Genomic DNA, 23,956 nt, shown 5'->3' with positions numbered 1-23,956 from the left:
CCTAAAATTTTTAAAGCGCAGTAGTACTATAAGTTGCTACCTTAGTCGCAGTTACTCCGGAAGCAGAGCTACCGGTCTTGTAATATGTGCTAGTGCTGCCAGTGGAACCGATACCGGCACCGTTTGGCCAATCCGCTTTATTGATAATCGCGTTGGACTCGTTAAGGGTACATCTCTTCTTACAGTTTGCACCTTTGTATCCGCTTCCCCAAACTGTAAGTTTAGGAGTGGTGTCCGCGCTGATATCGAAACAAACATCGCTTGCAGTCGTTGCAAAAGATTTGAAAAGACTTTCACCTGTTCCACCTAGACCTGAAGTTGCTGTTCCATCATCTGTTCCGTAAGCTGTTGTTGCAGAATAACCTGAGTAAACCATTGGTCCACCTTGGTAGATGTTCACTACGAGTCTTCCGTCACCTGCAGCGGTAGTAGGTGTGCTAGTAGTTCCTGCCAGACCGTCGGTATATCCGGTAGCCAAGTAAATAGTTCCATGCCCACTTAGCGCTTGAGTCAGGGCTCCTTCTATCCGGATATGTCTTGCCGCACCTGCAGTTGGGATGGAGATCAATTGGAAAGTGTTGATCCCTGCAGTGATTGCTGTTTCTGCGATCTCGTCATCTGCCACTGCAGCATCTACACAGGCGCTGTTTAGAGCTCCGAGTACAAGTGCAGCGTTCGACTCTTTCGAGCCTTGGTCGCAATTCATTAAGAAGGATATTCCTAGAATCATCGTCAATAGCGTCTTAGTTGTGTTCCGTTTCATGTTTTCTCCTGTTGAGACTCAATTCTCATTAGTAGGAGTCATGTTTTCTATATTTAGGTTCTGAAATGAGTCTAAAACTCAAAATCAAAACCTCCTGGAATCTGTCAACCAAGAATGAGAACAATTCTCAGAAGCAATGTGGAAAAGTCCACCAAAGAATTCTCGAAAAGTCAGGCATTCTGGCGGCTTCTAAGATTGATATTTATCTGCAGACTGGCTTATGTTCAGAACAATTTTCGATTTAGAGAGATTCCACTTTGTTACAGAAAGTATATTTCGTTTTTCTAATTCTTAAAAGAGGTAGGTTTTGGGAAAAGTAATTGATAGGTCCTTGTACTTGGGTTAAAACTATTGGGCCGAATTCCGATCCTTTCGGTGTCGGAGAGTTTCATGTAGGAGGGTAAAGTATGAAGAAAAAATGGGTGGTGGTTGCAAACCGAAGCGAGGCAAAAATTTTCGAATACCAAGGACCGACTAACGGTTTGAAGCTGGTGCAAATGATGGAGAATCCCGAGGGCCGACTCAGAAATTCGGATCTAGTCACTGGAGCAGGCCAAGCTTCCAGATCCGATTTTGATTTTTTTCATGAACCGAAAAAGAGAGTAGCAGCGGCGTTTGCTGGTAAACTTAGCGATTTTATGAATTTGGAAAGAAAGAAGGATTCTTTCTCCAATTTTATTTTGGTTTCCGAACCCGGCTTTATGGGAATGATCCTAGGCAAACTTGACGAGAAGTCTAGAGAAAAGATCTATCATAAGATGCCTAAAGATATCGTGCATGAAAGAGAATCCAATTTGATGAACCATCTTAAGAGTGTGCTTGTAAGCGAAGCTTAAGATCCATTCGAGTCGATGCTATTAAGGCCGCCTTCATGGCGGCTTTTTTATTGACGCAGCCGAATCCTAAAGGATTCTACCTCAGTAAAAAATTGGAGAGAGTTCAATGGCTGCCTTAAAAGAAAAATATATTCTTTCTATCGATAGCGGTGGAAGCGGGATCCGAGCTATCTTATTCGATAAGAAGGGCAGAATAGTTTCTCGCCAATACGAAAAAACCCCTCCGATCGTGAGCGAGCCTGGCGCTTTAGAGCATGACCCTGAAAAACTTTGGCAGGCACTCGTTTCCATTCTCAAAAAAACTTTTAAGAACAAAAAGTTCCAAGCGGCAAATGTGGATTCACTTGGGATCTGCAACCAAAGAGGATCTTTTCTTCTTTGGGATAAATCAACAGGTAAACCTTTAACTAAACTGATCAGTTGGGCGGATGTAAGAGCAGGCAAAACTTCCACAGAGATGAACTCAAATAAGATCTGGAAAGTGATCCAATTTGTTTCCAGGATTCTCGGAACAATCACCGGCAATCCAATGTTGATCGCAACTTATATGTTAAAGTTTACTACGGATCATGCCTCCGTTCGTTTGAAATGGGTATTCGATAAAAATCCTGAACTTAGAAAAAGAGCAAAGAAGGGAGAGATACTTTTTGGTACATTGGACACTTGGTTCGTATACAAACTCACCAAAGGAAAAGAACATATTAGTGATCCTTCTAATGCAACAGTAACAGGTATGTTCAATCCTTTCCAATTACAATGGAATGCTCCTCTTTGCGGTATCTTCAATATTCCAACGAAAATTTTTCCGAATGTAAAAGATACGGCTGCTGATTTTGGTGTTACCGACCCTTCTTTATTCGGTGCTGGAATTCCTATCCGAGCTGTGGTCGGAGATCAGATGGCTGCCTTATTCGGACATGCATGTTTCGACAAAGGTGGAGTTAAAATTTCCCAGGGTTCAGGCGCTTTCGTAGACATGAATATGGGAGATAAGCCTAAACTTTCTAAAAGAGGTTTATTTCCTCTGGTTGCCTGGAGGCTCTCCGGAAAACCGACTTATATGTTAGAAGGTTTTACTGGCACTGTAGGAACTCTCATCGATTGGCTTGGAAAAGGAATTGGTCTTTCTGATACCCCAAAAGTTTTGAACGAACTTGCTTCTCAAACAAGCGACACGGAAGGAGTGATTTTCGTTCCGACTGCTTCCGGTATGAGATATCCTCATTTTAATCCGAATGCAAAGGCTTCCGTATTCGGATTATCTCTCGCGACTCATAGAAGACATGTGGCAAGAGCGGTTCTCGAAGGAATCGCATTATCTTTATTTGATATATTAGAAGGGATCAAGAAGGACACGAATGTTCCAGTAAGTACCATCATGGTGGACGGAGGAGTTTCCCAGTCGGATATTCTTCTACAATGTCTTGCCGACTTTTGTAATGTAGAAGTGAAACGTGCGCCGGAGCCTGATATGACTGCTACGGGTGCTGCTTATCTCGCGGGACTCGGTTCCGGTTATTGGAAAAGTTTGGAAGAATTGAGTAAGCTAGAAAGAGGTTATAAAATTTTCAAACCTAAGATGGATCCGAAGTTCAGAGAATTAAAATTGGAACGTTGGCATAGAGCGGTTCAATCCACTCTTAGAATAGATTAAATTATTCTTGGATACGAATGGAGCTTACAACGGTGGTCAATTGTTCCGCTAATTCTTCGGTAGGCTCCTCATCTCCATTATAAGTGATCAAGATCATTCTTTTTTTTGCGGAGACTAGATAGACCATCCAATGTCTTCCATCTTCTTTTAAGAATTCACAGGCGATAATCTTAGAACCTTCGTTGTTCTCGAAGAAAGCGGCCATTTCTCTTACGAATTCAATTTTATGGGTCGCAAGATATCTTTCTAATTCTTGTTCCGGCTCGAAACTGCCTTCTTTATTTTCGAAAGCATAAACTTGCATGGCACCAGAGCCATTTTCCTCAAAAAAGGCAGGAATACCTTCGATCACGATATTCTGCCAATGACCCGGGATCACCATGCTGTACCAGCCGGAGGGAGAACGATAAAGTCTGTAATCTAACTTTTTATCCATTGGAAAAACTATTTCGTCATCTTAATCCGGTTAAAAATCCAGGCAAGCATGTTTGGGAATACTTGACATTCGTGTTGTCTCAGTGATCCTCTCCTGTTGTGATTGCGATCCTGAAAAATAGAAGAGGCCCTTTTTATCTGATCACTACGTTTTTCGCGATCATATTTTTTGCAATCTTCGCATCGTCTCTTGCTATCGTATTTTCCCTGTTCCTGATCGCTGTACTGGTTTTATATCCTGTTTTATTGGACTGGTTTTCTCGCCTATACGGCCAGGAAGATATTGCAGATGAGGTACATTTTGCAAAAACAAAAGACGGATGGAATATAGCACTACACAGACATATTCCCCCCATCCCAAATCCTGAACTTGCTCCCGTGATCGTCGTACATGGGATCGCTACGAATAAATATGTGATCGATTTGGATAAAAGACATTCTCTTCCTTATTATTTAAAGCTAAGAGGTTACGAGGTATTTGCAGTTTCTTTGAGAGGTGCGGGAAGTTCCTACCATGAAAGCAGGGGAGGATACGAGGATTTTACTTTTGATGATTTAGTAAAATATGATGTTCCTGCGATCATCTCCAAGGTACTTTCTTTAACGGAAAGTAAACGTGTGAACTGGGTGGGTCATTCTATGGGCGCAATGATCTTCTATTCTTATTTAGGGATCACATCCAAATCCGAAAAAGAAAAAATCGCAAGTTTTGTTTCCTTGGGTGGCCCGGGGAATTTGAATCATTTAGGGTTAAGCTTGATCGGTTTACTTTCCAGATTCCCTCGTGCTCGAAAAGTTTTGGATCTAAAGTTCGGTGCTTCTATGCTTGCACCTTTGGCTGGAGAAATTTATACTCCTATTGATCAAATACTTTATAACCCGAAAGCTACTCGGCCCAGAATAGTGAAGAAGGTAATGAAAAATGCGATCGAAAATATCAGCGAAGGACTGATAGAACAATTCATGTCTTGGATAGAGACTAAGAGGATGAGTTCTCTCAACGGATTTTATGATTATATAGATCTGCAAAAAGAGATCACTGTTCCTAGTCTATTTATTGCAGGCGCAAATGACGCGATCGCAACTCCTGATACGGTTAGATTCGTATTTGAAAGAGCAGGAACTAAAATCAAAAAATTCCATGTGATCTCTAAAGAAGAAGGATCAAGCGACGATTATGGCCATGGTTGTCTGATCCTCGCTGAGAAGGCAGAAGACGATGTGTTTCCTAAGGTTGAGTCCTTCTTGAGGGAACATGGAACTTCTAAAAAGCAGAGCTGGTTTTTGAGATTAAAAAGAAAATTCAGACAAAAGATTCGAATCTAATACTACATAATCTCAGATTTGCTGCCTTAAAAGAGTAGCATTCTTCCTTATATCTCACCAAATCCTAAGTATGTCTCAATATAGATATGCTTAAATAATAAACATTTTATGAAACAGCACCCATAATTTGGGCATAATATAAAGATCTGAAGAATTGGTACGCTAATTGCATAAGATCTCGGTAGAGCGAAACGAATCCAAAGAGAAAAAGAATCGGATACGTAGAGGTGCTTGACCATGATAGAACTCAAATTTGGGCAAAGAAAAGTCGTTAACTTCCGCGGGGCAAGGAAAGTCGTCGGTGGTTTAACAGAGAAGAATAAGATCGATATCCTTCTTTATATCAGTAAGGAATTCGCAAACGCGGATAAGGAAGAGGAACTTTACGATATCGTAATAAGCCTCTGTAAGGATATTTTCGAGTGTGATAATACTACTCTTAGAATGTGGAAAGGAAATCTTCTGGTTCCTTCTCGCTTCTTTAAAGAAACAGTTCCACCTCGTAGGGATCTAAGTCAGGACGAAGGTTATTCGGGATTCACCTTTAAGACCCGTATGCCTTTGCTTATCCAAGACTTAACACATCACGCGGAATACATAGACGAGGGAGAAACTACTCGAGCAGTTATGTGTGTTCCTATCATGTATAAAGAAGATTGCCTCGGGACGATCGCTGTAGAATCGGACACTGAATTTTTTTATAGAGAAGATGATCTTGAGATCTTGGAAGCACTCGGTTCCCAGCTCGCACTTGCAATTACAAGCGTTCGTCTGATCCAAGGTTTGGTCCATGCGAATGAAAGAGAAGCTCAGATCCTAAAACAATTGGAATGGGATATGAGAATGGGCCGTAACGTCCAAAGCCAGATCGTTGAGACTACGATCGCTCCTTGGAACGGTTTACATTTCGGAACTTATTATGAACCAATGACTGAGGTTTCCGGAGATTACTTTAATGTGGTCCGACAAGGAAACTCGATCACTGCGATCATTGTGGATGTGTCCGGGCATGGTATTCCTGCCGCGTTAGTCACAATGTCCATTCACTATCAATTCCAGCGTTGTACTTCCCTTGGTATGGGACTATCCGAAACTTTGGCCGAGTTGGGTGAATCCATCCGGCCACAGCTTCCGGATGGAACTTATTTCACTGCTTTCATTCTGAAAGTTTATAGTGATTATACTTATTCTTATGTGAATGCAGCTCACCAAAAAATGTTACATTATCACAACGGCCATGGAAGGATAGAAGAGCTGGATACCCAAGGTGTTCCTCTTGGTATTTTCGAAGTAGAAAGAAGTAATTTCGAAGAGAAACACGGAAGGATCTTACCTGGAGATATTCTATTCTTACCAACCGACGGTATTACGGAACAGAAAAACGAACAGCGCCAAGAGTTAGGGAACCAACGTTTTATAGAATGGATCCGTCAGGAAAAATCAACCATCGAGGAACAAAGAGATAAGATCTATGTTGCTGACCTAGTCGGTTCCTTGATCGGAAGATTCAAGAGATATAAAGGAGATATGAGAAACGGAGACGATGTTTCTTTACTGGCACTCCAATGTAATCCGGAGCTTGGAAAAGCTAAAACCTTACTCTCTTTAGCGAAGTCGGCTGCGAAAGCTAAGAAAGACCAAGTAGCTTACGACAAGGCTCTGGAAGTATTCTCCATGGACGAGTCTCTCAAAGACAGTTTGGTCCTTCTTGGAAAAATGTATTACAGAGATAGAAATTTCGAAAAGAGCGTTCAGTTCTTAGAGAAGTATATCAAAACCAGCGGAGAAGAATCCGAACATATCCATTATCTTTTAGGAAGAGCGTATTACGAATTGGAAAATATTCCGGAGGCTAAAAGAGCATTAAAACGTTCTCTCGCCATCGATCACACTTACGCAAAGTCTAGCTTGAGACTGGCTAGATGTTATTTGAAAGATAATGAAACTCCTAAGGCGATCAAGGTATTACAACAAGGGATCAAAAGTGCGCCTACGAACGAGTATCTAAAAATTTCCCTTAAAAAGTTGGAGGAATTAGTAAAAAGAAAATCAGGAGATCTAGTCGTTTCGGAACAAAGAAAAGAAGCGGTTTAATTGATAAAGCGAAGTTCAGGAATCGTGTTTAAAGAAATATATAGGAGATTTAGGAAAAATATGCGCATACTGATATTACTTACGCTCGCCTTTGCCTCGAGCGCAATTTGGGCCGATGATGCGGCCCCTGCGACCGCCGAATCTGCGTTAAGCGCCGTCGCAACCTTAAGAGATGAAACAAATTGGTTATGGACCTGTATCGCAGGCTTTTTGGTATTTTTTATGCAAGCAGGTTTCGCTTTGGTCGAGGCCGGGTTTACCAGAGCAAAAAATACGGTAAATATTCTAATGAAGAACTTTATGGACTTCTCCTTAGGTTCTTTGGCGTATTGGTTGATCGGATTTTCAATCATGTTCGGACCTCAGCTCCTCAGCGGTATCGGATTCGGTTCCATATCTTTAGCTGATAGTCTTTTGTTGGTAGATGGAAAACCTGATCCAAGTAAGTTTACATTCTTCATATTCCAATTGGTGTTTGCCGGAACTGCTGCGACAATCGTTTCGGGAGCAATGGCTGAAAGGACCAAGTTCGTGGACTACGTGATCTTCTCAGTATTGATCACTGCTTTTGTATATCCGATCTTCGGTTCCCTAGCATGGTCTAACTTATTCAATCCGGACAATAAAGGTTATTTGGTAGAAGCTGGATTTATAGATTTTGCAGGATCTACTGTGGTTCACTCGGTAGGTGGATGGGCAGGACTTGCAGGAACAATCGTACTCGGGCCTCGTATCGGAAAATACCAAGACGGAAAAGTTCTTCCTATCTTAGGTCATAACATGACGATCGCTGCTCTCGGAGTTTTCATTCTATGGTTAGGTTGGTTCGGGTTTAACCCAGGATCTACTACTTCCGTAGCAAATGGAACTTTCGCGATTATCGCAGTTACGACTAACTTTGCAGCGGCAGCCGGTGCAGTTTCTTCCATGATCGTAACCTGGATCCTTTTCAAAAAACCGGATATTGGTCTGACTTTGAACGGTGCATTGGCCGGACTTGTTGCAATTACCGCTCCATGTGCAAACGTAAGTATCAGTTCTGCGATCATCATCGGACTTGTAGGTGGTGTATTAGTAGTATTCAGCGTTTTATTCTTTGATAAGATCCATGTAGACGATCCGGTCGGAGCAGTTTCTGTTCACGGAGTTTGTGGCGCTTGGGGAACTATCGCTGCGGGTCTATTTGCGGAGCAGGCCTTTGGAGGAGTAAACGGCTTATTCTTCGGTGGTGGAATCGACCAATTACTAGTTCAGCTACAAGGTGTAGGAATCGGATTTGTTTGGGCTTTCGGTGCGAGTTTAGTGATCTTCTTCGCGCTTAAATTCACCATCGGTCTAAGAGTTTCCGAAGACGAAGAGATCCAAGGTTTGGACATTCTGGAACACGGAAACGAAGCGTATCCAATTTCCAAATAACGGACTTACGAAAACCTCCGCGGTCGACTGCGGGGGTTTTCTTTTACGTTGACGAAAATGAAAGGTTCCTCCCGAATTGAGGTATGCGTTCTGGATTTTCCATCCGCTTCCTCCAAAAATCACTTTTCTTACTCTGTTTTCTTTTTTTCGGCTGCTTCGAATACGAAGAAACTTTAACCATCAATTCAAACCTAAGCGGCACTTTGGAGATCTCTTACGTGGTTCCTACTAAACGTAAGTCGGAAGAATCTTTGATCAAATTCCTTCCTACCAGAAAAGAAGAGATCCAGAACAGATTGAACAAAGGATTTTTTTCCAAAAGTCTCGTACTAAAAGATTATACCTTCCAAAAATTAGAAAGTTCCGAAGCAGAACCTGGTGCGTTCCGAGAAAAAGCAAAGGTCACATATAAAGTTGACTTCACCGATATTTCTCAGTTAGAGAACGTTTTATTAGGAAATGTTCAGATCAAAAAAGAGAAGGCGAATACTATCTATATCAAAAGAGAATTTCCTTCTATCAGCAAATCTCTAGAATCCATGCAGATGGACGGAGAGAAAAAAGTCCTAAGCGAGACTCTAAGGCTCATCCGAGGGAATGCACTTAACTTCAAGGTGAATTTTCCGATCACTTCTGTTTGTTATACAAACCGAGGAGAACAAAGTTTAGGAAGGCTGGCTTATAGATTGCCTCTTGCAGACACTGTGGAGAAGTTCGGGAACAAGTCCTGGGACTATCGGATTACGTTTGTTTACTGATCCGAGTTTAGAGAATTCCTAATTCGCTGCAATATTTTCCGAATAATTCGAAACCTTTGCGATCGCTTTCTGTGATTTCGTAATGTAATTCTTGGGTGAGGTAGGTTCTGACTAGATCGGATGGAAGTCTGGATTCTTTTTGGATGATCTCTTCGATATGAGAGAGGCCGTATTTTAAGGAATCTTCATAGAAGCTATCCGGCAATTCCAAAGGTTTTTTGGAGGCCCAAAGCGCGAATATGAAAGAAGTTCCAGTAGTTTCATACCACCATTCTGCCAGGTCCTTTACTTCATAAACTTCCGGATCCCATTCTGCGAATAACGCGTTGTCCCCGAAAAGCATATGAGATCCTCTTCCGATAGAAATTTCTTCTTTGATGATCTTGGGGTCTGTAGGAGCTACTTCAGGCAATTTTCCGGAATCATTATGTACTAACACTCGGACCAAAGCCATACTGGTTCTGGAACCGTTATCTGTGAGAATTCTGTACGGAGGATAGGCTTCTTTTTTATTTTTGAAAAACTTAATGGAGCGGACCTGCTTGGAGGCGCAGACCCCAACTTTCATGGAAACCGAAAGTACGTCCTCGTTTCGTAGGCATTCGATAGAGGATATTAGCCCTACGTCAACCAGGCCTCGTAATAGATAATCCTTTAAAAGGGAGGGATTTTCTGGCACGACTTTATGCTCTGAATTCTGCTCGAATCCCCAGGTTAGGGGACGGGCGTTCAGATGTTTAACGATTCCGATTCTCACTTATTGTTTTTTTCCAGAAAAAAGATCCGTTTTTTTAGCCTATTTACCAGAAAAACGATACTTCCCCTCTAAGCCAGAAAAAATAGTTTTTCCTTTCCTTTTCCAGGCTGTTTCCCGACTGTATTCCGGGGTAGGGACCTGTTCGTCCAATCTATGGAATGAGTCCGTCGAAACCGATGCTGATCAAAGTAGATTATGAGATCCTAAATGGTGATCATGAGGCTTTGCGTGCCTATTTGAATTCCCATATAGAAGGCAATCCTGCATCCGTAATTTTGGATCTGGATGAGGTGCAAGTGCTTACCTCGGTCGCTTTAGGGACCCTGGTTGCTTTTGCAAATCGTCTCAGAGGTCAGGGAGTACTTTTGGAAACGATCAATGTCAGCCCAAAATTATTAGAAATTATTAAATTAGTCTCTTTGGACCAGGCATTGGGTATTCGCTGATTTATGGATGATAATTTTTCCAGTTTCTCTCAGATCACAGACGAAGAGTTCAAATTCATTAAGGATTTGATGTATAAGGAAACCGGAATATTCCTGGCCGATCATAAAAAGATAATGGTCCAATCCAGGTTGAATTCCAGGGCCAGAATGCATAAGATGCAGAATGTTTCCGAATATATCCGGGGTCTCCAGGCCGATCGTAAGTTTTTCCAGAGCGAACTTACCGAACTGATCAATCGTATTACCACCAACAAAACGGATTTCTTCCGGGAAAACCATCATTTCGAATTTTTGAAAGATACCTTCTTTCCTTCCGTCGAGGAGAAGGCTTTGAAGTCCGGGAAAAAGCAGCTGCGTATCTGGTCCAGCGCTTGTTCTACCGGGGAAGAGCCTTATACAATAGCCATCACCTGCGCCGAATATTTTATGCATAAGCCCGGTTGGGACATTAAAATTTTTGCATCGGATATTGATACGAATGTGGTACAAACCGCCCAAGAAGGCATTTATAAAGCAGACCGTTTAGAGCCAGTAAGTGAGGCTCTTAAAAAAAGATATTTTCTAAAAGTGAAGGATCTTTCGGGAAAGAACCAAGACACGTATCAAGTAAAACCTGAGATCAAGTCCATGATCGAATTTTATAAGGTAAATCTTTTAGAAACTCCTTATCCGATACGAGAGAAGGTGGATTGTATCTTCTGTAGGAATGTGATAATCTATTTCGATAAGCCTACCCAAAAGAAAATTTTCGAGAACTTCGAGCATGTTTTGAAGGACAGAGGTCTTTTAGTGATAGGCCATTCTGAAACTCTTTTCGGGATCTCAGAAGCATATAAGTTTTTAGGTCATACTGTTTATCAGAAAAAACCTAAGATCTGAGTCCGCTGGAGAAAATTTTATGTTCAAAACATTTTATATTTTTCTAATCATTGCTCTTTTTTCTTTTTCCTCCTGCAAGAACAGAGAAGATAAAGAACTCGCAGAATGGGTAGATAAGGGCGCTCTGGTTGTGGATGTTAGAACTCCAAACGAATATGAAAAACGTCATTTTCCAGGTGCAGTCAATATTCCGATCGATAGTTTACCTTTGAGAGTGGATGAGTTAGGTCCTAAGGATAAACAGATCATTCTGTATTGCCAATCGGGCGGCCGTAGCTTAAGAGCAAAAACTTTCTTAGAGGAAGAAGGTTTTTCTCAAGTAAGAGACGCAGGGAGAATAGATCGTCTATTCTCCGCTGTTTCTAAGTGAATCTTTTAGTTTAATATTCTAAACGATTAAACTTTGAATTTTTCGGAGATATTTTTGAGTATCTCCGCCGTATTCGACAAGTTCCTGGACGAAGAGGACATTTGTTCCGCTCCGGACGCTGTATTGATCGTATGCTCGTTGATCTGCATGATCACCTGAGAAATTTCCGAAACCGCTTTTTTCTGTTCGTCTGCAGCTAATTTTACCGCTTCCGATTCGGTTCTTACTTTCCCTGCGTTATCCGTTACGGCTTGGTTTATATCCGTTTGAGAACCTGTGATAGAGTATAATCTATCCATAGCATCAGAAACCTGATCCACATTTCGGATGATCGCATGAATGATCTCAGTAGAAGCTTGTATTCCTTTAGCACCGCTATCCAATTCTCCGGTGTTTTTGGTAATCATCGCAGAGATAGATTTGATAGAAGAGGCTGTCTTTTCCGAAAGTTTGGAGATCTCTTCTGCAACTACTGCGAATCCTTTTCCGGCTTCTCCGGCTCTTGCCGCTTCAATTGCTGCGTTCAATGCGAGAAGTTGAGTTTGCTCCGAGATATCATTGATGATCCCTATGATCGCGGTCATTTCTCCGGATGATTTCAGGATATTTGAGATCATCGCATTCATTCCGGAAAGAGATTCTTCTCCTTTTTTCGCCTGGAGAGAAATGGATTTTGCCATATTCAAGGTAGCCTGGACTTCGTTTCCGATCTGATTCACACTTTGAGAAAGTTCTGTGATCTTGATCTGGAACTGCGAAATATTCGCATACTGGTTGTAGATGGAGCCGGAAATATTGTCCATCCCGGCGGACATCTCTTCCACCGTTGCCGACATTTCTTCCGTAGATGCTGCAGTGGATTGAGCTCCGTTGGAAAAGTTCTCAGAACTTGCAGATAATTCTTCTGCGGAAGCCGCAAGCTCCTGAGAGATCTTTTGAATATCTCTTACGGAAGTTCTTAAACTTTCTAAGAACGAGTTGGTATCCTTGCTTAGATCTCCTATTTCGTCTTCATGATAGATTTTTAGACTTGCTGTAAGATCTCCCGAGGACATAGAGCGGAACAATTCTCTTGCTTCCTGTAAAGGGTGAAGGCGAACATTCACTATTTTATAAATAATAAATATAGAAACGATCAGGAAAACGAGTGCAAATGCGATGATCCTGAATAACATTTGATGGACCACTTCTGCAAGTTCGTCCTTGGATACCACCGCGGAAACTCTTAATCCATATTCCGGAACATCATAAACAGTGGCGATTTTTTCCTTTTTGAAAAAATACTCCATATGTTCTTCGGAAGGAAGTGTGAGTAATTTTTTGCCCCAATCAGTTTTGCTTAGATCCAATTTTAGGATGAGTGATTTGTCGGGATGTCCTACAACTACTCCGTTCATATCGGTGATCGCAATATATCCGTCCGATCCTATCGTAATTCCGTTTACTATGGTCTCAGTCATTTTGCTGAGAGAGATCGCAAAACCTAAAATACCTACTACTTGGTTCCCGTCCTTGGTCGGAACAGTCAGAACGGCTACAGCTTCTCCGGTTACTGGAGAAGGGTTTACCTTGCTTAAAAGATTTTTCCCTTCAAGAGCAGCTTTGATATTCGCATCAAATCCTGTTCCTCCCCAACGGAAATTATTCGCTTTGCCTGTTGCATCTGCGAATACCATCGGATTCTCTTCCGGAGTGGATAGAAAAACATTCTCATATGTATTATATTTTTTGAATACATTTGCAAGTGTCGGGTTTAAGCTGGCCTTGTCTCTGGCAATTGTAGCTTTGATGAATGGAACGTTGGAATTTACGAATTCCGCTAAAGTGGTTTGCTGATCGAAGAAAAACTTGATATGTTTTCCAGCGAGCTTCGAGATCTTTTTCATCTCGTCTATATAAGCTTCTTCGACATATTTTTTTGCGGTAAAGTATGCGAATGAGGAAATCCCTACTGTAAGTAGAACGATCGTAATTGTGCTTACGGCTAGGATAATGATCTTTAAACTGTTTCTTTGCATCTTGTGAGTCGAACCGGGTCGAATTATATTTTGAACTTTTCGGTTATATTTTTCAGCACTTCCGCGGTGGTTGCAAGATTTTGGGCAGATGAGGACATCTGTTCTGAGCCGGACGCGGTATTTAAAGTATGTTCGTTGATTTGAGTGATTACCTGAGCGATCTCTCTTACTGCTCTTTTTTGTTCATCAGTTGCGAGTTTTACGCCTTCTGCTTCCGTTCCTACACGATCCGATTGTTCATCCACGGATCGATTCACTGATTCTTGTGCAGAAGTGATCTCGAATAGATGGTTCATTGCCTCTCCAACTGAGTCCACGTTTTTGATGATACTATGCAGGATCTCTACGGAAGAGCGAATTCCTTTGGCTCCTTCGTCCAGTTCGGAATTGTTCTTATTGATCATCTCACCGATAGATTTGATAGAAGAAGCTGTTTTGACAGAAAGTTTGGAAATCTCTTCTGCAACAACTGCGAATCCTTTTCCAGCTTCTCCCGCTCTTGCCGCTTCTATCGCTGCGTTTAGCGCGAGAAGTTGAGTTTGGTCGGAAATATCATTGATGATTCCGATGATGGATTTCATTTCTCCGGATGACTTCAGGATATTTTCTATCATATTGCTCATTCCGGTGAGTGAACTTTCTCCTCTTTTTGCTTCTTGGGAAATGGATTCAGCGATCTGTAGAGTGTTTTTGATCTCAGAGCCGATCTTTCTGACTCCGGAAGATAGTTCCTTTATTTTAGTATGAAATTCTAATATATTCGAATATTGTCTGTCTGTGACCGAGGAAATATTCTCCATACCTGCCGACATCTCTTCTACAGTAGCTGACATTTGTTCGGAAGAGGCAGCAGTAGATTGAGCGCCCGTAGCAAAACTTTGGGAAGAAACTGTTAATTCTTCTGCGGAAGACGCAAGTTCTATAGCAATCCTTTGGATATCCGTGAGAGAAGATCTAAGACTTGTGATAAAAGAATTCAGATCCGCACTCATAGCGCCTATCTCGTCGTTGTATACAACTTGAATGTCAGAAGTCAGATCTCCTTGGGCCATGGTCTGGAAAAGTTTACTAGCATTCACCAACGGATCCAATCTCTTCTTTAAAAGAACATAAAGTAGGAAAATGGAAATCCCTACTGTGACCAAACTGATAAGTCCGATAGAGAGCAATAATTCCCCTAACGCTTCTCGGATCTCAGTTTTAGGTTGGATTGCGATTACTGACATTCTCCATTGGTCCAGTCTGGAAACTGTGGAATAACGATCTGCTCCTTTGAAATTGAATTCAAAAATTTCTCCACTTTTCAATTCTAACATCTTTTTGCCGTAAGCTTCTTTGGCCACGTCCAGGTTCATGATCATTTCTTTTTTAGGGTGAGCGATCACTAAGCCGGCTTGGCTCATTACGGAAACGTAACCTTGTTCTCCGATACGGATCTTATTGATTACTTTTTCGGAAACATCTTCGAATGAAAGAGCAATGTTCAATACCCCGACGATATTTGCACCGTTACGGATCGGAACGGAGATCACTGCAACAGGAAGTCCAGTGATAGGGGATTTTTGAGGAGGGCCTAAATAATGTTTTCCTTCTTGTACTGCGATAATGTTTTCTTTTAACTCGTCTCCCTGCGCTCTATAGCCCAAGGACTTTCCATCTAAACTATCTGCTAAAATCCGTTTTTGTCCATCTAAGCTCATCACGAAAACGTTTTCGTAAATCCCGTATCTTTGGTGTACTTCTTTGAAGAAGTCTCCGGCAATCGGTTTTCCTGTGAGTGCGGTTTGTATTGCTCTTGGATCAGCAGCTAACGTCTTAGCCACGTTAGTATGAGAGAGCAAGAATGCATCGAACTCTTGAGCAACCACAGACACCACATTCTGCATTTGGTTTAAATGGTTTTCTGTGATCTTTTTTTGGCCGAAATAATAGGCGTTACCAGAGATCAATAACGTTAGTACAGTAAGAATAACGATGCCCGCGCCTAGAAGAATAAACTTTAAACTGCTTTTTTGCATACCTATAATAAGGCCTTCCTGAGGAGGCTAAGAGTTACAATAATTCGTCGGCCTAATCGGACAATTCCTTTCAGACCTTTGTCACCAGAGCGGATTTTTTATCTATGGAGAAGGTAGAACGTCAGGCATTGTATCTAGGAAAGAGGCTCAGTCAAGACTTTAGTGCTTTCGCGTTAGGGAGTTTGTATGCATACTCATTTCGGATTACATATGTTTGGGTTTGCCCAGATCGTTGGAGTTCCAACATACCCCAGAAAGAATGAAAATCGACACGGTTCTTGGTTGCCTTTTGGATAAGCGGGTAGAACTTGGAAAACGACTTGGAACCTGTCCATTATTCGGTGCTCTATCGGGAGATAATTTCCTTCTTCCTTTCCGTATTCGATAAAGACCGAGAACTCCTTTTTTTGGACGGAACAGCGGGAGAAGGAGGACATAGTCTTCTACTCTTGGAACAATTTCCAAATTCCAAATTGGTTCTGGTAGATCGGGACTCGGTCATGTTGTCCAGGGCTCAAACAAGACTTTCCGCTTACTCTTCCAGAGTTATTCCTATTGAAGCAAATTTTTCCGATCTTGACTCGGAGTTTTTAAACGGCTTCGGTGTTTCCAATCCTCCGGACGGCATTCTTTTGGATTTGGGAATTTCTACATTTCATCTATTACATGCAGGAAGAGGTTTTAGTTTTAGGGAGAATGAACCTTTAGATATGAGACTTTCTTCCTCCGGCGGTATCTCTGCGGAAGATGTAATTAATACTTATCCGGAAAAAGCTTTAAGTAAAATTTTTTACGAGTATGGGGAAGAGCGTTGGACCAAGAAAATTGTAGAGGCTATCTTAGAAAGAAGAAGACATTCTAGGATCGGTTACTCCGGAGATCTTGCACAATTGGTTTCCAGAGTAATACCTCGAAAATTTTGGCCTCCAGGAAGACATCCAGCTACAAGAGTTTTCCAAGCTTTAAGGATAGAAGTGAATCAGGAACTTCTTCATATAGAGATCGGAGTCAAAAAACTTTTGGATCTGGTTGCAAAAGGTGGACTCTTGCAAGTGATCTCTTTCCATTCTTTGGAAGATAGGATCATTAAAAACTTATTCAGAGATTATGCAAGGGGAGGAGAAGCTAAACTTCTTACTAAAAAGCCTGTGCTCCCATCGGATGCAGAGACAAAAGAAAATCCGGCTTCTCGTTCCGCAAAATTACGTGTCATACATAAATCACTTCCTACCGATACTGAAGAAGAAGAGGAGGACGAAGAAGAATGAGCAGAGTTTCAGAATTTTTATCCCTTCGTCTTTGGCCCGATCTTGGTTTTTTGTTTAGAATATTCGGTTGGATTATAGCTCCATTTAGTATCGCACTTTTATTCGTTTGGCAGAATGTTCAGGTTTCCAGACTAAACCGAGAACTTTCAATCGCTTCCCAAGAAAAAGAAAAACTTTTAAAGAAGAATGATGATTTAAAAATTGGAATGGCAACTTATACTTCTGCCCGTAGGATAGAAGCGTTGTATCGTAAAACATATCATTATTTACCGATCACGGTCGGAGATCGGATCATTACGGTGACTCTTCCTCCAGAAAGAAACGAGGCGGAACTTGAAACTTTCAGAGCTCCTTAATCTTTTTCCAGATATTAAAATAATATCAGGATCTTATACTCCGGACGAGAACTTCGACTTTGTCCGCACGGATTCTAGAAAATTAGAACCGAATGATCTATTCTGCCTTCCTGATTCTTCGGGAGATAAAGGTGTAGAATATGCCAAGGCTTCTTCTTCCAGATATATATTAATAGGATCTAAATTAAAAATTCCGAAATTAGATAACAAGGTCGTTCTTAAGACCGATCAAGATCCGGAAAGTTTAGCTGGGCCGATCGCTTCTGTCATTTTAGGAGATCCTTCTTCCAATCTAAAAGTAATTGGAGTTACCGGAACAAACGGTAAAACTTCCTTAACTCATATTTTAGCTTATCTTGGGGAATCTCAGGGAAAATCCTGCGGGATCATTGGGACCACAGGAGTTAAATTTAAGGGGATATTATCAGATACAGGATACACCACTCCTGATCCAAGCAGCCTTCAATCCATTCTGAAAGAAATGTATGATTCAGGAGTGGAATATGTTTTTATGGAAGCGAGTTCTCATGGATTAAAACTGGGGAGAACAAATGGGGTCCATTTCAAAGTAGGGGTGTTCTCCAATCTTACTCAAGATCATTTGGATTTTCATCCAAACATGGAAGATTATCGAAACAGTAAGGCTCTTTTATTTTCATCCTTGGCTCTACATCCGGAAACTTTCGGTGTAATAGATTCGGATGCTCCTGGAGGAAAAGATTTTAAATCTGTAGTGGAGGCTTCTTCTCCCGATCTTAAAATTTTCTCTCTTGGAAGAAGTTCAGAAGATTTCGAGATACATTCGGAAGCATTCTCACTGGAAAAAACTTCTTACCAAATTAGACTTCCGAATGAATGGGGTGGAGATACTGAAATTAGCACCAATCTTCTAGGTGGATTTAATGTTAGGAATACTGCGCTTGCATTTGTTACCGCGCTCGGTCTAGGTTGGGAGAAAAAATCACTTCTATCTGCCTTGGGAAGTATTCCTCAGATCCCTGGAAGATTTCAGATATATTATAGTAAAGACAAGTCTCGTATGGCTGTTGTAGATTATGCTCATACTCCGGATGCTTTAGAGAATATTTTAAGAAGTATCCGAGAATCCAAACCCAAAGAACTAGTCGCACTTTTCGGATGCGGAGGAGATAGAGATAAAACCAAACGTCCCAAGATGGCAAAGATCGCGGGGGAACTTGCTGATCAGGTTATACTCACTTCCGATAACCCAAGAACAGAAAATGCCGAAAGTATCCTAGACGATATCCAAGCCGGTTTTCCTGGGGGATATTCTCCATTACTTAGAGAAGTAGATAGGGCAAAGGCCATTCTTTATGGGATCTCTTACTTAAAAGAGGGTGGATGTCTCCTTGTGGCCGGAAAAGGACATGAGGACTATCAGATCATAGGTCGAGATAAAAGGCATTTTGATGACGGAGAAGAGATCCGAAAGGCATTCGGGCTATAGTCGCGTTGCTCCTGAAGCCCGGCAAAGCCGGGCTATAGTCCGGCTTTGTGACGGATCTAAATCCAAAAAAAATGTCTTAGATCCTGGCTTACGTCGATAATTAAGTCAGAGAAGAAGATTTTCTTTTTTACGTTTACTCGTACTTGGCGCGGGCGAATCTGACTTCCTAGAAACGATATGTTTTACTTTTTATACGAAAGATTTTTCCAAGATTTAGATTCCCTAAGACTTTTCAGCTATGTAACCGTTCGGGCCTTAATGGCCGGATTAACTTCTATGTTCCTGACTTTCTGGTTCGGAGGGAGAGTGATCGATTTCTTACACGGATTAAAATTCAGAGAAAGTGTAAGGGATGACGGACCAAAATCTCATAGTGCTAAGTCGGGAACTCCAACAATGGGCGGTCTCATGATCGTATCTGCCCTGGTTGTATCCGTTCTTCTTTGGGGAAATTTAAGAAATTCTAATATTCTTCTATTGCTCGTTTGTTCCATTTCTTTTGCGACCCTGGGATTCATGGACGATTATATGAAATCCGTAAAGAAGATCAAAGGTGGAATGAGGGCCCGTACTAAATTTGCGGTTTCCGTAGTTCTGGCAGTGATCTTTTGTGTAGTCTTCTTGTATACTACCGGAGAAGCACCTAAGGGTACCACCGGTAAAATTTTATTCCATTTGACTGATCTTTTCTTACCTTTCGTGAAAGGGCCGGTCCTTTCCTGGGGATATTTTGCGATCCCATTTTCGATTTTAGTAATATTAGGATCTTCTCATGGAGTAAACCTAACTGACGGCTTGGATGGTCTTGCTGGTGGAACTGCGGGGATTGTAGTTGGGACTCTCGGATTGATCGCATATGTTTCCGGAACACCTGTTGCAGCAAATTATCTGAATATTCCTTATCTTCCTCATGCTCATGAATATAGTGTATTCCTTGCTGCTTTAACCGGAGCACTCATCGGATTTCTTTGGTTTAATAGTCATCCGGCGCAGGTATTCATGGGAGACACCGGTTCTTTGTTTTTAGGTGCTACCATAGGACTTACTTGTGTAATGTTGAAAAAGGAGATCCTACTTATCATTCTTGGCGGGATCTTTGTTGCAGAATCTTTATCAGTGATCCTTCAAGTTGGTTCTTTTAAACTGACGCAAAAGAGAATTTTTAAAATGGCTCCTTTGCATCACCATTTTGAATTGGGAGGAGTTCCTGAAACTAAAGTGGTCATCCGTTTCTGGATAGCGGCAATCATTCTTGCGATCATCTCCTTATCTAGTTTAAAAATTCAATGAAGGCTCTCGGGAGAAAGTTCAAAGATTTTTGGGAATCTCCCGGTTCCCCCTTCGATCTGGTCCTAGTAGGAGCCGTATTCTTTCTTTTACTATTTGGAATATGTGTAATGTATTCCAGTTCTTCCGTGACTGCATGGAGAGAATTCCAGGACTCGGAATATTTTCTCAAAAAACAATTGGCCTGGGCGGTCATCGGCCTTATTGTATTTTTCTTCTTTGCAAATTTCCCTTATAAACGATTAGAAAGATTCGCGTTAGCCGGAATTATAATCAGCGTTTTACTTTTGATCTTAGTGTTTATTCCAGGGGTCGGAAAATCCGTAGGAACTTATTATGGAAGAAACTTCCATAGATGGATAGGGATTGGACCATATCAGCTGCAACCTTCCGAGATCGCTAAATTAGCTGTGGTAGTTTATCTATCTTCCCTTATAGTAAAATTGAAATTGAAAGAGAATCGAGATCCTAAAAAGTTCATTCTTCCTGCAGTTTTATTGCTCGCAGTTCTAATACTCATCTTGGCAGAACCGGCTTTCGGAACCACGATGGAAATTTTATTCGTGGTGATCGCGTTTGTATTCTTATTCGGATTTCCGGTCCGCAATCTTCTTCTCGTAGGTTTGGTATCTCTTCCTTTAGCTTATCTTCTAATCAGCCAAGTAGGTTATAGAAGAAAAAGAATGGAAGTTTGGTTAGATCCATATCGGTTTCGTTATGATGAAGGCCACCAGTTGGTTACCTCTTTCAGAGCGTTTTTGGATGGAGGCTGGTTTGGTAATAAATTGGCCAGTGGTTATGCGCATAGATATCTAACGTATAGTCATACCGACTTCGTTCTTGCAACCTATGTAGAGGACTTCGGGTTTATCGGATTCTTATTCTTCTTTGCTTTGGTGATGATACTTCTTTCCAGAGTATATGTTCTTCTCAAAAGAGTGGAGGACCCTTTCGGTTTTTATTTGGGAGCCGGTTTACTTTTTATTTTAGGTACTCAGTTCGTTATCAATAGTTATGTGGTTACCGGTCTTTTCCCAATTACAGGGATTAGCTTGCCATTTATGAGTTACGGAGGATCTTCACTTCTCGTGGTTTTGGCAGCCTTCGGAATTCTTGTCAATATAACCAGAAAAGAAAACATAGGCGTATGAGATCGGTTTTAATCGCAGCCGGTGGGACCGGGGGGCATATTTCCCCGGGGGTCGCACTTGCAGAAAGTCTTGTAAGTCGAAAAGATTCCTTAGGTATCTCTAACGTTTTTTTACATTCTCTTATCCGAAATAAGGATAATCCGGATCTTAAACAAGCTCCTTGCGAAGTTGTATGGCATAATACTCCTTCTCTCTCCGGGAATATTCTTTTATTACCTTTTAGATATATATTCCAACTTCTAAAGTCATGGATCAAGTTCAGACAATTGGGTGTGGATGCAGTTGTAGGAATGGGTGGATATTCTAGTGTTCCTGCTCTTCTATACGCAGTAATCTTCGGGAAAAAATTGTATCTATGCGAGCAAAACTGCATTCCTGGAAAAGTGAATCGTATATTCTTTAGATTTGCGGATAAGGTTGCTTTCAGTTTTCCGCCTAAAGATACAAAAGTGTCCTGTAGTTGGGAAATATTAGGAAATCCTTTAAGATCTAAAACCGTACCTAAACTCGCTTTGAAGTTCAGCGAAAAATGGGATCCTAAAAAGAAAAAACAATTTAATGTTTTAGTAATGGGCGGATCTCAGGGTGCAAGGCAGATCAATAATATGGTAGTCAACCTGATGAAACACGAGGTGATCCAGGAAAGATTCCGTTTTAGGATGCTTACTGGAACTGCCCTCTACGATGAGGTTTCTAAAAAAACAAAAGATGCGGATCTGATCTCTTATTCGGATAATATGGCGGAACATTATGAATGGGCCAATTTGGTGATTGCTCGTTCCGGTTCTGGAGTTCTTTCCGAATGTGCTGCTTATGCACTTCCTATGCTCTTGATCCCATATCCATTCGCAAAAGATGATCACCAAACTGCAAACGCAAAGTATATGGAAGCGAATGGTGCCGCAGCTTTACTTGAACAAAGAGACGAGGACGAGAGCAAATTATTTCGTATCTTGAATGAGTATGCGGAGAAGCCCGAACTCTTAAATGAAATGTCTATTAGATCATTAGAATGTTCTCATGTAGAAGCATCTACTGAAACTGCCAGTTTCTTTTTCGAAAATACCAAATAATGGAAAGCGGTTCTATCCAACAAAGATTGGGTTTTTCCAAACCTTTTTTTCTTGGGATCGGCGGTTCGGGTATGTCCAGTCTGGCACATATATTGGCGGATGCCGGCTTCGAAGTCTCAGGCTATGACGGTAAAAAAAGTCAAGTCACTGAAAACTTAGAAAAGAAGGGAGTAAAAATATTCTCCAAACTTTCCGATCTCGAAGAGAATATTACATACGACTCTGCGATCTATTCTTCTGCCATTCGTTTAGATTCCCATCCTATCGCTATTTTTTTAAAACAAAAAGGAATTCGATTCTTTCATAGGTCGGAAGTTCTGCATAACTGTTTTGAACATCTTACGTGCATTGCAGTAGGCGGTTCTCACGGAAAAACTACAACTACTGCGATGACTGCCCATATACTTAATGATCTTGGATATTCCCCTTCTGTGATGGTGGGAGGTGATGTTTCCTTTTTAAACGGAGTGGGCGGGAGATTTTCATCCGGTAAGATAGGAGTTTTTGAATCGGACGAATCCGATGGAACATTCTTAAATCATAAGGCTCAGATACGTATTCTTACTAATATAGATGAAGATCATTTGGATTTTTATCATACTCGAGAGAAATTATTAGAAGCATTTTCTAAGTTTATTTCTTCCGGATCCCAAACTGTGATCTTGGACTTGGATGATCCTGGAATATCGGATTGTCTCAAGCTAATCCAAGATAAATCTAAAATTTTCGGATTTACTTCTTCTTCTGAAAGAAACGGTAAGTCTGAAGGTTTTAAGAATTTAGTACATTATAAAATAGAAAATAAGAAGTTAATATTCTTTTTGAACGGAAAAGAATTTGAGATTAGTTCCAGATTTCCAGGAAAACATTATCTCACAAATTCTCTTGCCGGAGTGCTTGCTGCCTGTTCGTTAGGAGCGGATCCTGAAAAAGCTTCCAAATCGGTTTCCGGATACGCAGGAGTTAAACGTAGGTTAGAATATATCGGAAATAAGAATGGTGTAGATATTTACGATGACTACGGCCATCATCCAACGGAAGTTCAGGCGGTTCTTTCTTCGGTAAAAGAGTTATCGGGTAGCGAGGGAAGGGCGATTATCCTTTTTCAACCTCATCGTTTTACTCGCACTAGGAACTTGTTTAGAGAATTTGCAAATAGTTTAGATGCCGGAGATATTGTTTTTCTTTTGCCGATTTATTCCGCCGGAGAGGATCCAATTCCGGGAATAACATCTGAGTTGATCGCAAATTCTATGAAGACAAAGCCTCTATTACTTTCCGGCGATCTTCAATCAGATATTAAGTTTATCGGAAACATTTTGAAAGTCGGAGATAGGCTGATTACTCTTGGGGCAGGGAATGTGAGGGACTGGGGGCTTGCCTTTATGAAAGGCGAAGGAAAGAAATAACTTGTAAAAATTCTCAGTATAACCTATTTTGATTGAGGTCTAATTTTACTTTTTAGATAAATTCGATACCGAACAGGATTCGATTTGTTTCTGATTTTTTAAAATACCTCACATAGGAGATGAGTTTTTTGAGAATTTCTATCATTTGCACGCGTTATTAACTTATATAAGTTA

At 41.2% G+C, this 23,956-nt stretch carries 21 protein-coding genes; 16 read left to right on the top strand and 5 right to left on the bottom strand.

The genetic code is table 11. From position 1 onward, the window contains the following. Positions 1-10: 10 nt before the first annotated feature. Positions 11-763, bottom strand: coding sequence for a hypothetical protein (locus EHO65_RS00665; protein ID WP_244243386.1), 753 nt, complete (start codon positions 761-763; stop codon positions 11-13). A gap of 407 nt (positions 764-1,170) precedes the next feature. On the opposite strand from EHO65_RS00665, the gene EHO65_RS00660 reads away from it, so the two are divergent. Together EHO65_RS00660 and EHO65_RS00655 are read left to right on the top strand one after the other, a co-directional pair. Continuing rightward, positions 1,171-1,599, top strand: a complete 429-nt coding sequence (locus tag EHO65_RS00660; protein WP_135772330.1) for a host attachment protein — start codon at positions 1,171-1,173, stop codon at positions 1,597-1,599. Between the two features lie 106 nt (positions 1,600-1,705). After that, the gene (locus EHO65_RS00655; protein ID WP_135772329.1) at positions 1,706-3,253 is read left to right on the top strand and encodes a glycerol kinase 5; all 1,548 of its coding nucleotides are present in this window, start codon (positions 1,706-1,708) and stop codon (positions 3,251-3,253) included. 1 nt (position 3,254) lies between these two features. Here EHO65_RS00655 and EHO65_RS00650 read toward each other — a convergent pair whose 3' ends face one another. After that, a complete protein-coding gene (locus EHO65_RS00650) occupies positions 3,255-3,689 on the bottom strand; it encodes a hypothetical protein (protein ID WP_135772328.1) in 435 nt (144 codons plus the stop codon). A gap of 98 nt (positions 3,690-3,787) precedes the next feature. Here EHO65_RS00650 and EHO65_RS00645 point away from each other — a divergent pair, with 98 nt between their 5' ends. The 4 genes from EHO65_RS00645 (at position 3,788) to EHO65_RS00630 (ending at position 9,282) form a co-directional block, all read left to right on the top strand. After that, positions 3,788-5,014: an alpha/beta fold hydrolase gene (locus EHO65_RS00645; protein ID WP_135772327.1), complete on the top strand. Its 1,227-nt coding sequence runs from the start codon at positions 3,788-3,790 to the stop codon at positions 5,012-5,014. A gap of 237 nt (positions 5,015-5,251) precedes the next feature. Next, complete coding sequence (locus EHO65_RS00640) at positions 5,252-7,108, top strand: SpoIIE family protein phosphatase (RefSeq protein WP_135772326.1); 1,857 nt, start codon at positions 5,252-5,254, stop codon at positions 7,106-7,108. 60 nt (positions 7,109-7,168) lie between these two features. Further along, positions 7,169-8,524 carry an ammonium transporter gene (locus EHO65_RS00635; RefSeq protein WP_135772325.1) on the top strand — a complete coding sequence of 452 codons (1,356 nt, stop codon included), beginning with the start codon at positions 7,169-7,171 and terminating at the stop codon, positions 8,522-8,524. A gap of 83 nt (positions 8,525-8,607) precedes the next feature. Then, complete coding sequence (locus EHO65_RS00630) at positions 8,608-9,282, top strand: LIC11874 family lipoprotein (protein ID WP_135772324.1); 675 nt, start codon at positions 8,608-8,610, stop codon at positions 9,280-9,282. Positions 9,283-9,289: 7 nt separating this feature from the next. Here EHO65_RS00630 and EHO65_RS00625 read toward each other — a convergent pair whose 3' ends face one another. Further along, the gene (locus tag EHO65_RS00625) at positions 9,290-10,039 is read right to left on the bottom strand and encodes a menaquinone biosynthetic enzyme MqnA/MqnD family protein (RefSeq protein ID WP_135772323.1); all 750 of its coding nucleotides are present in this window, start codon (positions 10,037-10,039) and stop codon (positions 9,290-9,292) included. A gap of 176 nt (positions 10,040-10,215) precedes the next feature. On the opposite strand from EHO65_RS00625, the gene EHO65_RS00620 reads away from it, so the two are divergent. Genes EHO65_RS00620 through EHO65_RS00610 form a run of 3 tightly spaced genes read left to right on the top strand, consistent with a single transcriptional unit; the run spans position 10,216 to position 11,734 of the window. Then, a complete protein-coding gene (locus EHO65_RS00620) occupies positions 10,216-10,485 on the top strand; it encodes an STAS domain-containing protein (RefSeq protein ID WP_086448322.1) in 270 nt (89 codons plus the stop codon). Positions 10,486-10,488: 3 nt separating this feature from the next. After that, a complete protein-coding gene (locus EHO65_RS00615) occupies positions 10,489-11,364 on the top strand; it encodes a CheR family methyltransferase (protein WP_135772322.1) in 876 nt (291 codons plus the stop codon). A gap of 19 nt (positions 11,365-11,383) precedes the next feature. Then, positions 11,384-11,734, top strand: a complete 351-nt coding sequence (locus EHO65_RS00610; protein ID WP_135772321.1) for a rhodanese-like domain-containing protein — start codon at positions 11,384-11,386, stop codon at positions 11,732-11,734. A gap of 26 nt (positions 11,735-11,760) precedes the next feature. On the opposite strand, the gene EHO65_RS00605 is transcribed toward EHO65_RS00610, so the two are convergent. Together EHO65_RS00605 and EHO65_RS00600 are read right to left on the bottom strand one after the other, a co-directional pair. Beyond that, positions 11,761-13,752 carry a methyl-accepting chemotaxis protein gene (locus EHO65_RS00605; RefSeq protein WP_135772320.1) on the bottom strand — a complete coding sequence of 664 codons (1,992 nt, stop codon included), beginning with the start codon at positions 13,750-13,752 and terminating at the stop codon, positions 11,761-11,763. Positions 13,753-13,775: 23 nt separating this feature from the next. Beyond that, complete coding sequence (locus tag EHO65_RS00600) at positions 13,776-15,770, bottom strand: methyl-accepting chemotaxis protein (RefSeq protein ID WP_135772319.1); 1,995 nt, start codon at positions 15,768-15,770, stop codon at positions 13,776-13,778. 308 nt (positions 15,771-16,078) lie between these two features. Between EHO65_RS00600 and rsmH the strand changes: the two genes are divergently transcribed. The 7 genes from rsmH to murC all read left to right on the top strand — a co-directional run bounded on the left by rsmH (position 16,079) and on the right by murC (position 23,782). After that, complete coding sequence (rsmH, locus tag EHO65_RS00595; RefSeq protein ID WP_135772318.1) at positions 16,079-17,038, top strand: 16S rRNA (cytosine(1402)-N(4))-methyltransferase RsmH; 960 nt, start codon at positions 16,079-16,081, stop codon at positions 17,036-17,038. Continuing rightward, complete coding sequence (locus EHO65_RS00590) at positions 17,035-17,394, top strand: FtsB/FtsL family cell division protein (protein WP_135772317.1); 360 nt, start codon at positions 17,035-17,037, stop codon at positions 17,392-17,394. The genes rsmH and EHO65_RS00590 overlap by 4 nt, the downstream gene beginning before the upstream one ends. Then, on the top strand, positions 17,372-18,862 hold the full coding sequence (locus tag EHO65_RS00585; RefSeq protein WP_135772316.1) for a UDP-N-acetylmuramoyl-L-alanyl-D-glutamate--2,6-diaminopimelate ligase: 1,491 nt from the start codon (positions 17,372-17,374) through the stop codon (positions 18,860-18,862). The genes EHO65_RS00590 and EHO65_RS00585 overlap by 23 nt, the downstream gene beginning before the upstream one ends. Before the next feature lie 177 nt (positions 18,863-19,039). After that, a complete protein-coding gene (gene mraY, locus EHO65_RS00580; protein WP_135772315.1) occupies positions 19,040-20,152 on the top strand; it encodes a phospho-N-acetylmuramoyl-pentapeptide-transferase in 1,113 nt (370 codons plus the stop codon). Continuing rightward, the gene (locus EHO65_RS00575) at positions 20,149-21,300 is read left to right on the top strand and encodes an FtsW/RodA/SpoVE family cell cycle protein (protein WP_135772314.1); all 1,152 of its coding nucleotides are present in this window, start codon (positions 20,149-20,151) and stop codon (positions 21,298-21,300) included. Before mraY ends, EHO65_RS00575 begins: the two co-directional genes overlap by 4 nt. Then, positions 21,297-22,373 carry a UDP-N-acetylglucosamine--N-acetylmuramyl-(pentapeptide) pyrophosphoryl-undecaprenol N-acetylglucosamine transferase gene (locus EHO65_RS00570; protein WP_135772313.1) on the top strand — a complete coding sequence of 359 codons (1,077 nt, stop codon included), beginning with the start codon at positions 21,297-21,299 and terminating at the stop codon, positions 22,371-22,373. The genes EHO65_RS00575 and EHO65_RS00570 overlap by 4 nt, the downstream gene beginning before the upstream one ends. Next, on the top strand, positions 22,373-23,782 hold the full coding sequence (murC, locus tag EHO65_RS00565; RefSeq protein ID WP_135772312.1) for a UDP-N-acetylmuramate--L-alanine ligase: 1,410 nt from the start codon (positions 22,373-22,375) through the stop codon (positions 23,780-23,782). The genes EHO65_RS00570 and murC overlap by 1 nt, the downstream gene beginning before the upstream one ends. The last annotated feature ends 174 nt before the right edge of the window (positions 23,783-23,956 follow it).

Source organism: Leptospira andrefontaineae, assembly GCF_004770105.1.
Taxonomy (GTDB): domain Bacteria; phylum Spirochaetota; class Leptospiria; order Leptospirales; family Leptospiraceae; genus Leptospira_B; species Leptospira_B andrefontaineae.
This window is presented reverse-complemented; position numbering and strand designations above follow the sequence as displayed.

What these genes read in the sequence shown, in the direction of transcription:
- EHO65_RS00665 (WP_244243386.1), bottom strand. Translation starts at nt 763, where the DNA reads ATGAAACGGAACACAACTAAGACGCTATTGACGATGATTCTAGGAATA.
- EHO65_RS00660 (WP_135772330.1), top strand. Translation starts at nt 1,171, where the DNA reads ATGAAGAAAAAATGGGTGGTGGTTGCAAACCGAAGCGAGGCAAAAATT.
- EHO65_RS00655 (WP_135772329.1), top strand. Translation starts at nt 1,706, where the DNA reads ATGGCTGCCTTAAAAGAAAAATATATTCTTTCTATCGATAGCGGTGGA.
- EHO65_RS00650 (WP_135772328.1), bottom strand. Translation starts at nt 3,689, where the DNA reads ATGGATAAAAAGTTAGATTACAGACTTTATCGTTCTCCCTCCGGCTGG.
- EHO65_RS00640 (WP_135772326.1), top strand. Translation starts at nt 5,252, where the DNA reads ATGATAGAACTCAAATTTGGGCAAAGAAAAGTCGTTAACTTCCGCGGG.
- EHO65_RS00635 (WP_135772325.1), top strand. Translation starts at nt 7,169, where the DNA reads ATGCGCATACTGATATTACTTACGCTCGCCTTTGCCTCGAGCGCAATT.
- EHO65_RS00630 (WP_135772324.1), top strand. Translation starts at nt 8,608, where the DNA reads ATGCGTTCTGGATTTTCCATCCGCTTCCTCCAAAAATCACTTTTCTTA.
- EHO65_RS00620 (WP_086448322.1), top strand. Translation starts at nt 10,216, where the DNA reads ATGCTGATCAAAGTAGATTATGAGATCCTAAATGGTGATCATGAGGCT.
- EHO65_RS00615 (WP_135772322.1), top strand. Translation starts at nt 10,489, where the DNA reads ATGGATGATAATTTTTCCAGTTTCTCTCAGATCACAGACGAAGAGTTC.
- EHO65_RS00610 (WP_135772321.1), top strand. Translation starts at nt 11,384, where the DNA reads ATGTTCAAAACATTTTATATTTTTCTAATCATTGCTCTTTTTTCTTTT.
- EHO65_RS00605 (WP_135772320.1), bottom strand. Translation starts at nt 13,752, where the DNA reads ATGCAAAGAAACAGTTTAAAGATCATTATCCTAGCCGTAAGCACAATT.
- EHO65_RS00600 (WP_135772319.1), bottom strand. Translation starts at nt 15,770, where the DNA reads ATGCAAAAAAGCAGTTTAAAGTTTATTCTTCTAGGCGCGGGCATCGTT.
- EHO65_RS00590 (WP_135772317.1), top strand. Translation starts at nt 17,035, where the DNA reads ATGAGCAGAGTTTCAGAATTTTTATCCCTTCGTCTTTGGCCCGATCTT.
- mraY (WP_135772315.1), top strand. Translation starts at nt 19,040, where the DNA reads ATGTTTTACTTTTTATACGAAAGATTTTTCCAAGATTTAGATTCCCTA.
- EHO65_RS00575 (WP_135772314.1), top strand. Translation starts at nt 20,149, where the DNA reads ATGAAGGCTCTCGGGAGAAAGTTCAAAGATTTTTGGGAATCTCCCGGT.
- EHO65_RS00570 (WP_135772313.1), top strand. Translation starts at nt 21,297, where the DNA reads ATGAGATCGGTTTTAATCGCAGCCGGTGGGACCGGGGGGCATATTTCC.
- murC (WP_135772312.1), top strand. Translation starts at nt 22,373, where the DNA reads ATGGAAAGCGGTTCTATCCAACAAAGATTGGGTTTTTCCAAACCTTTT.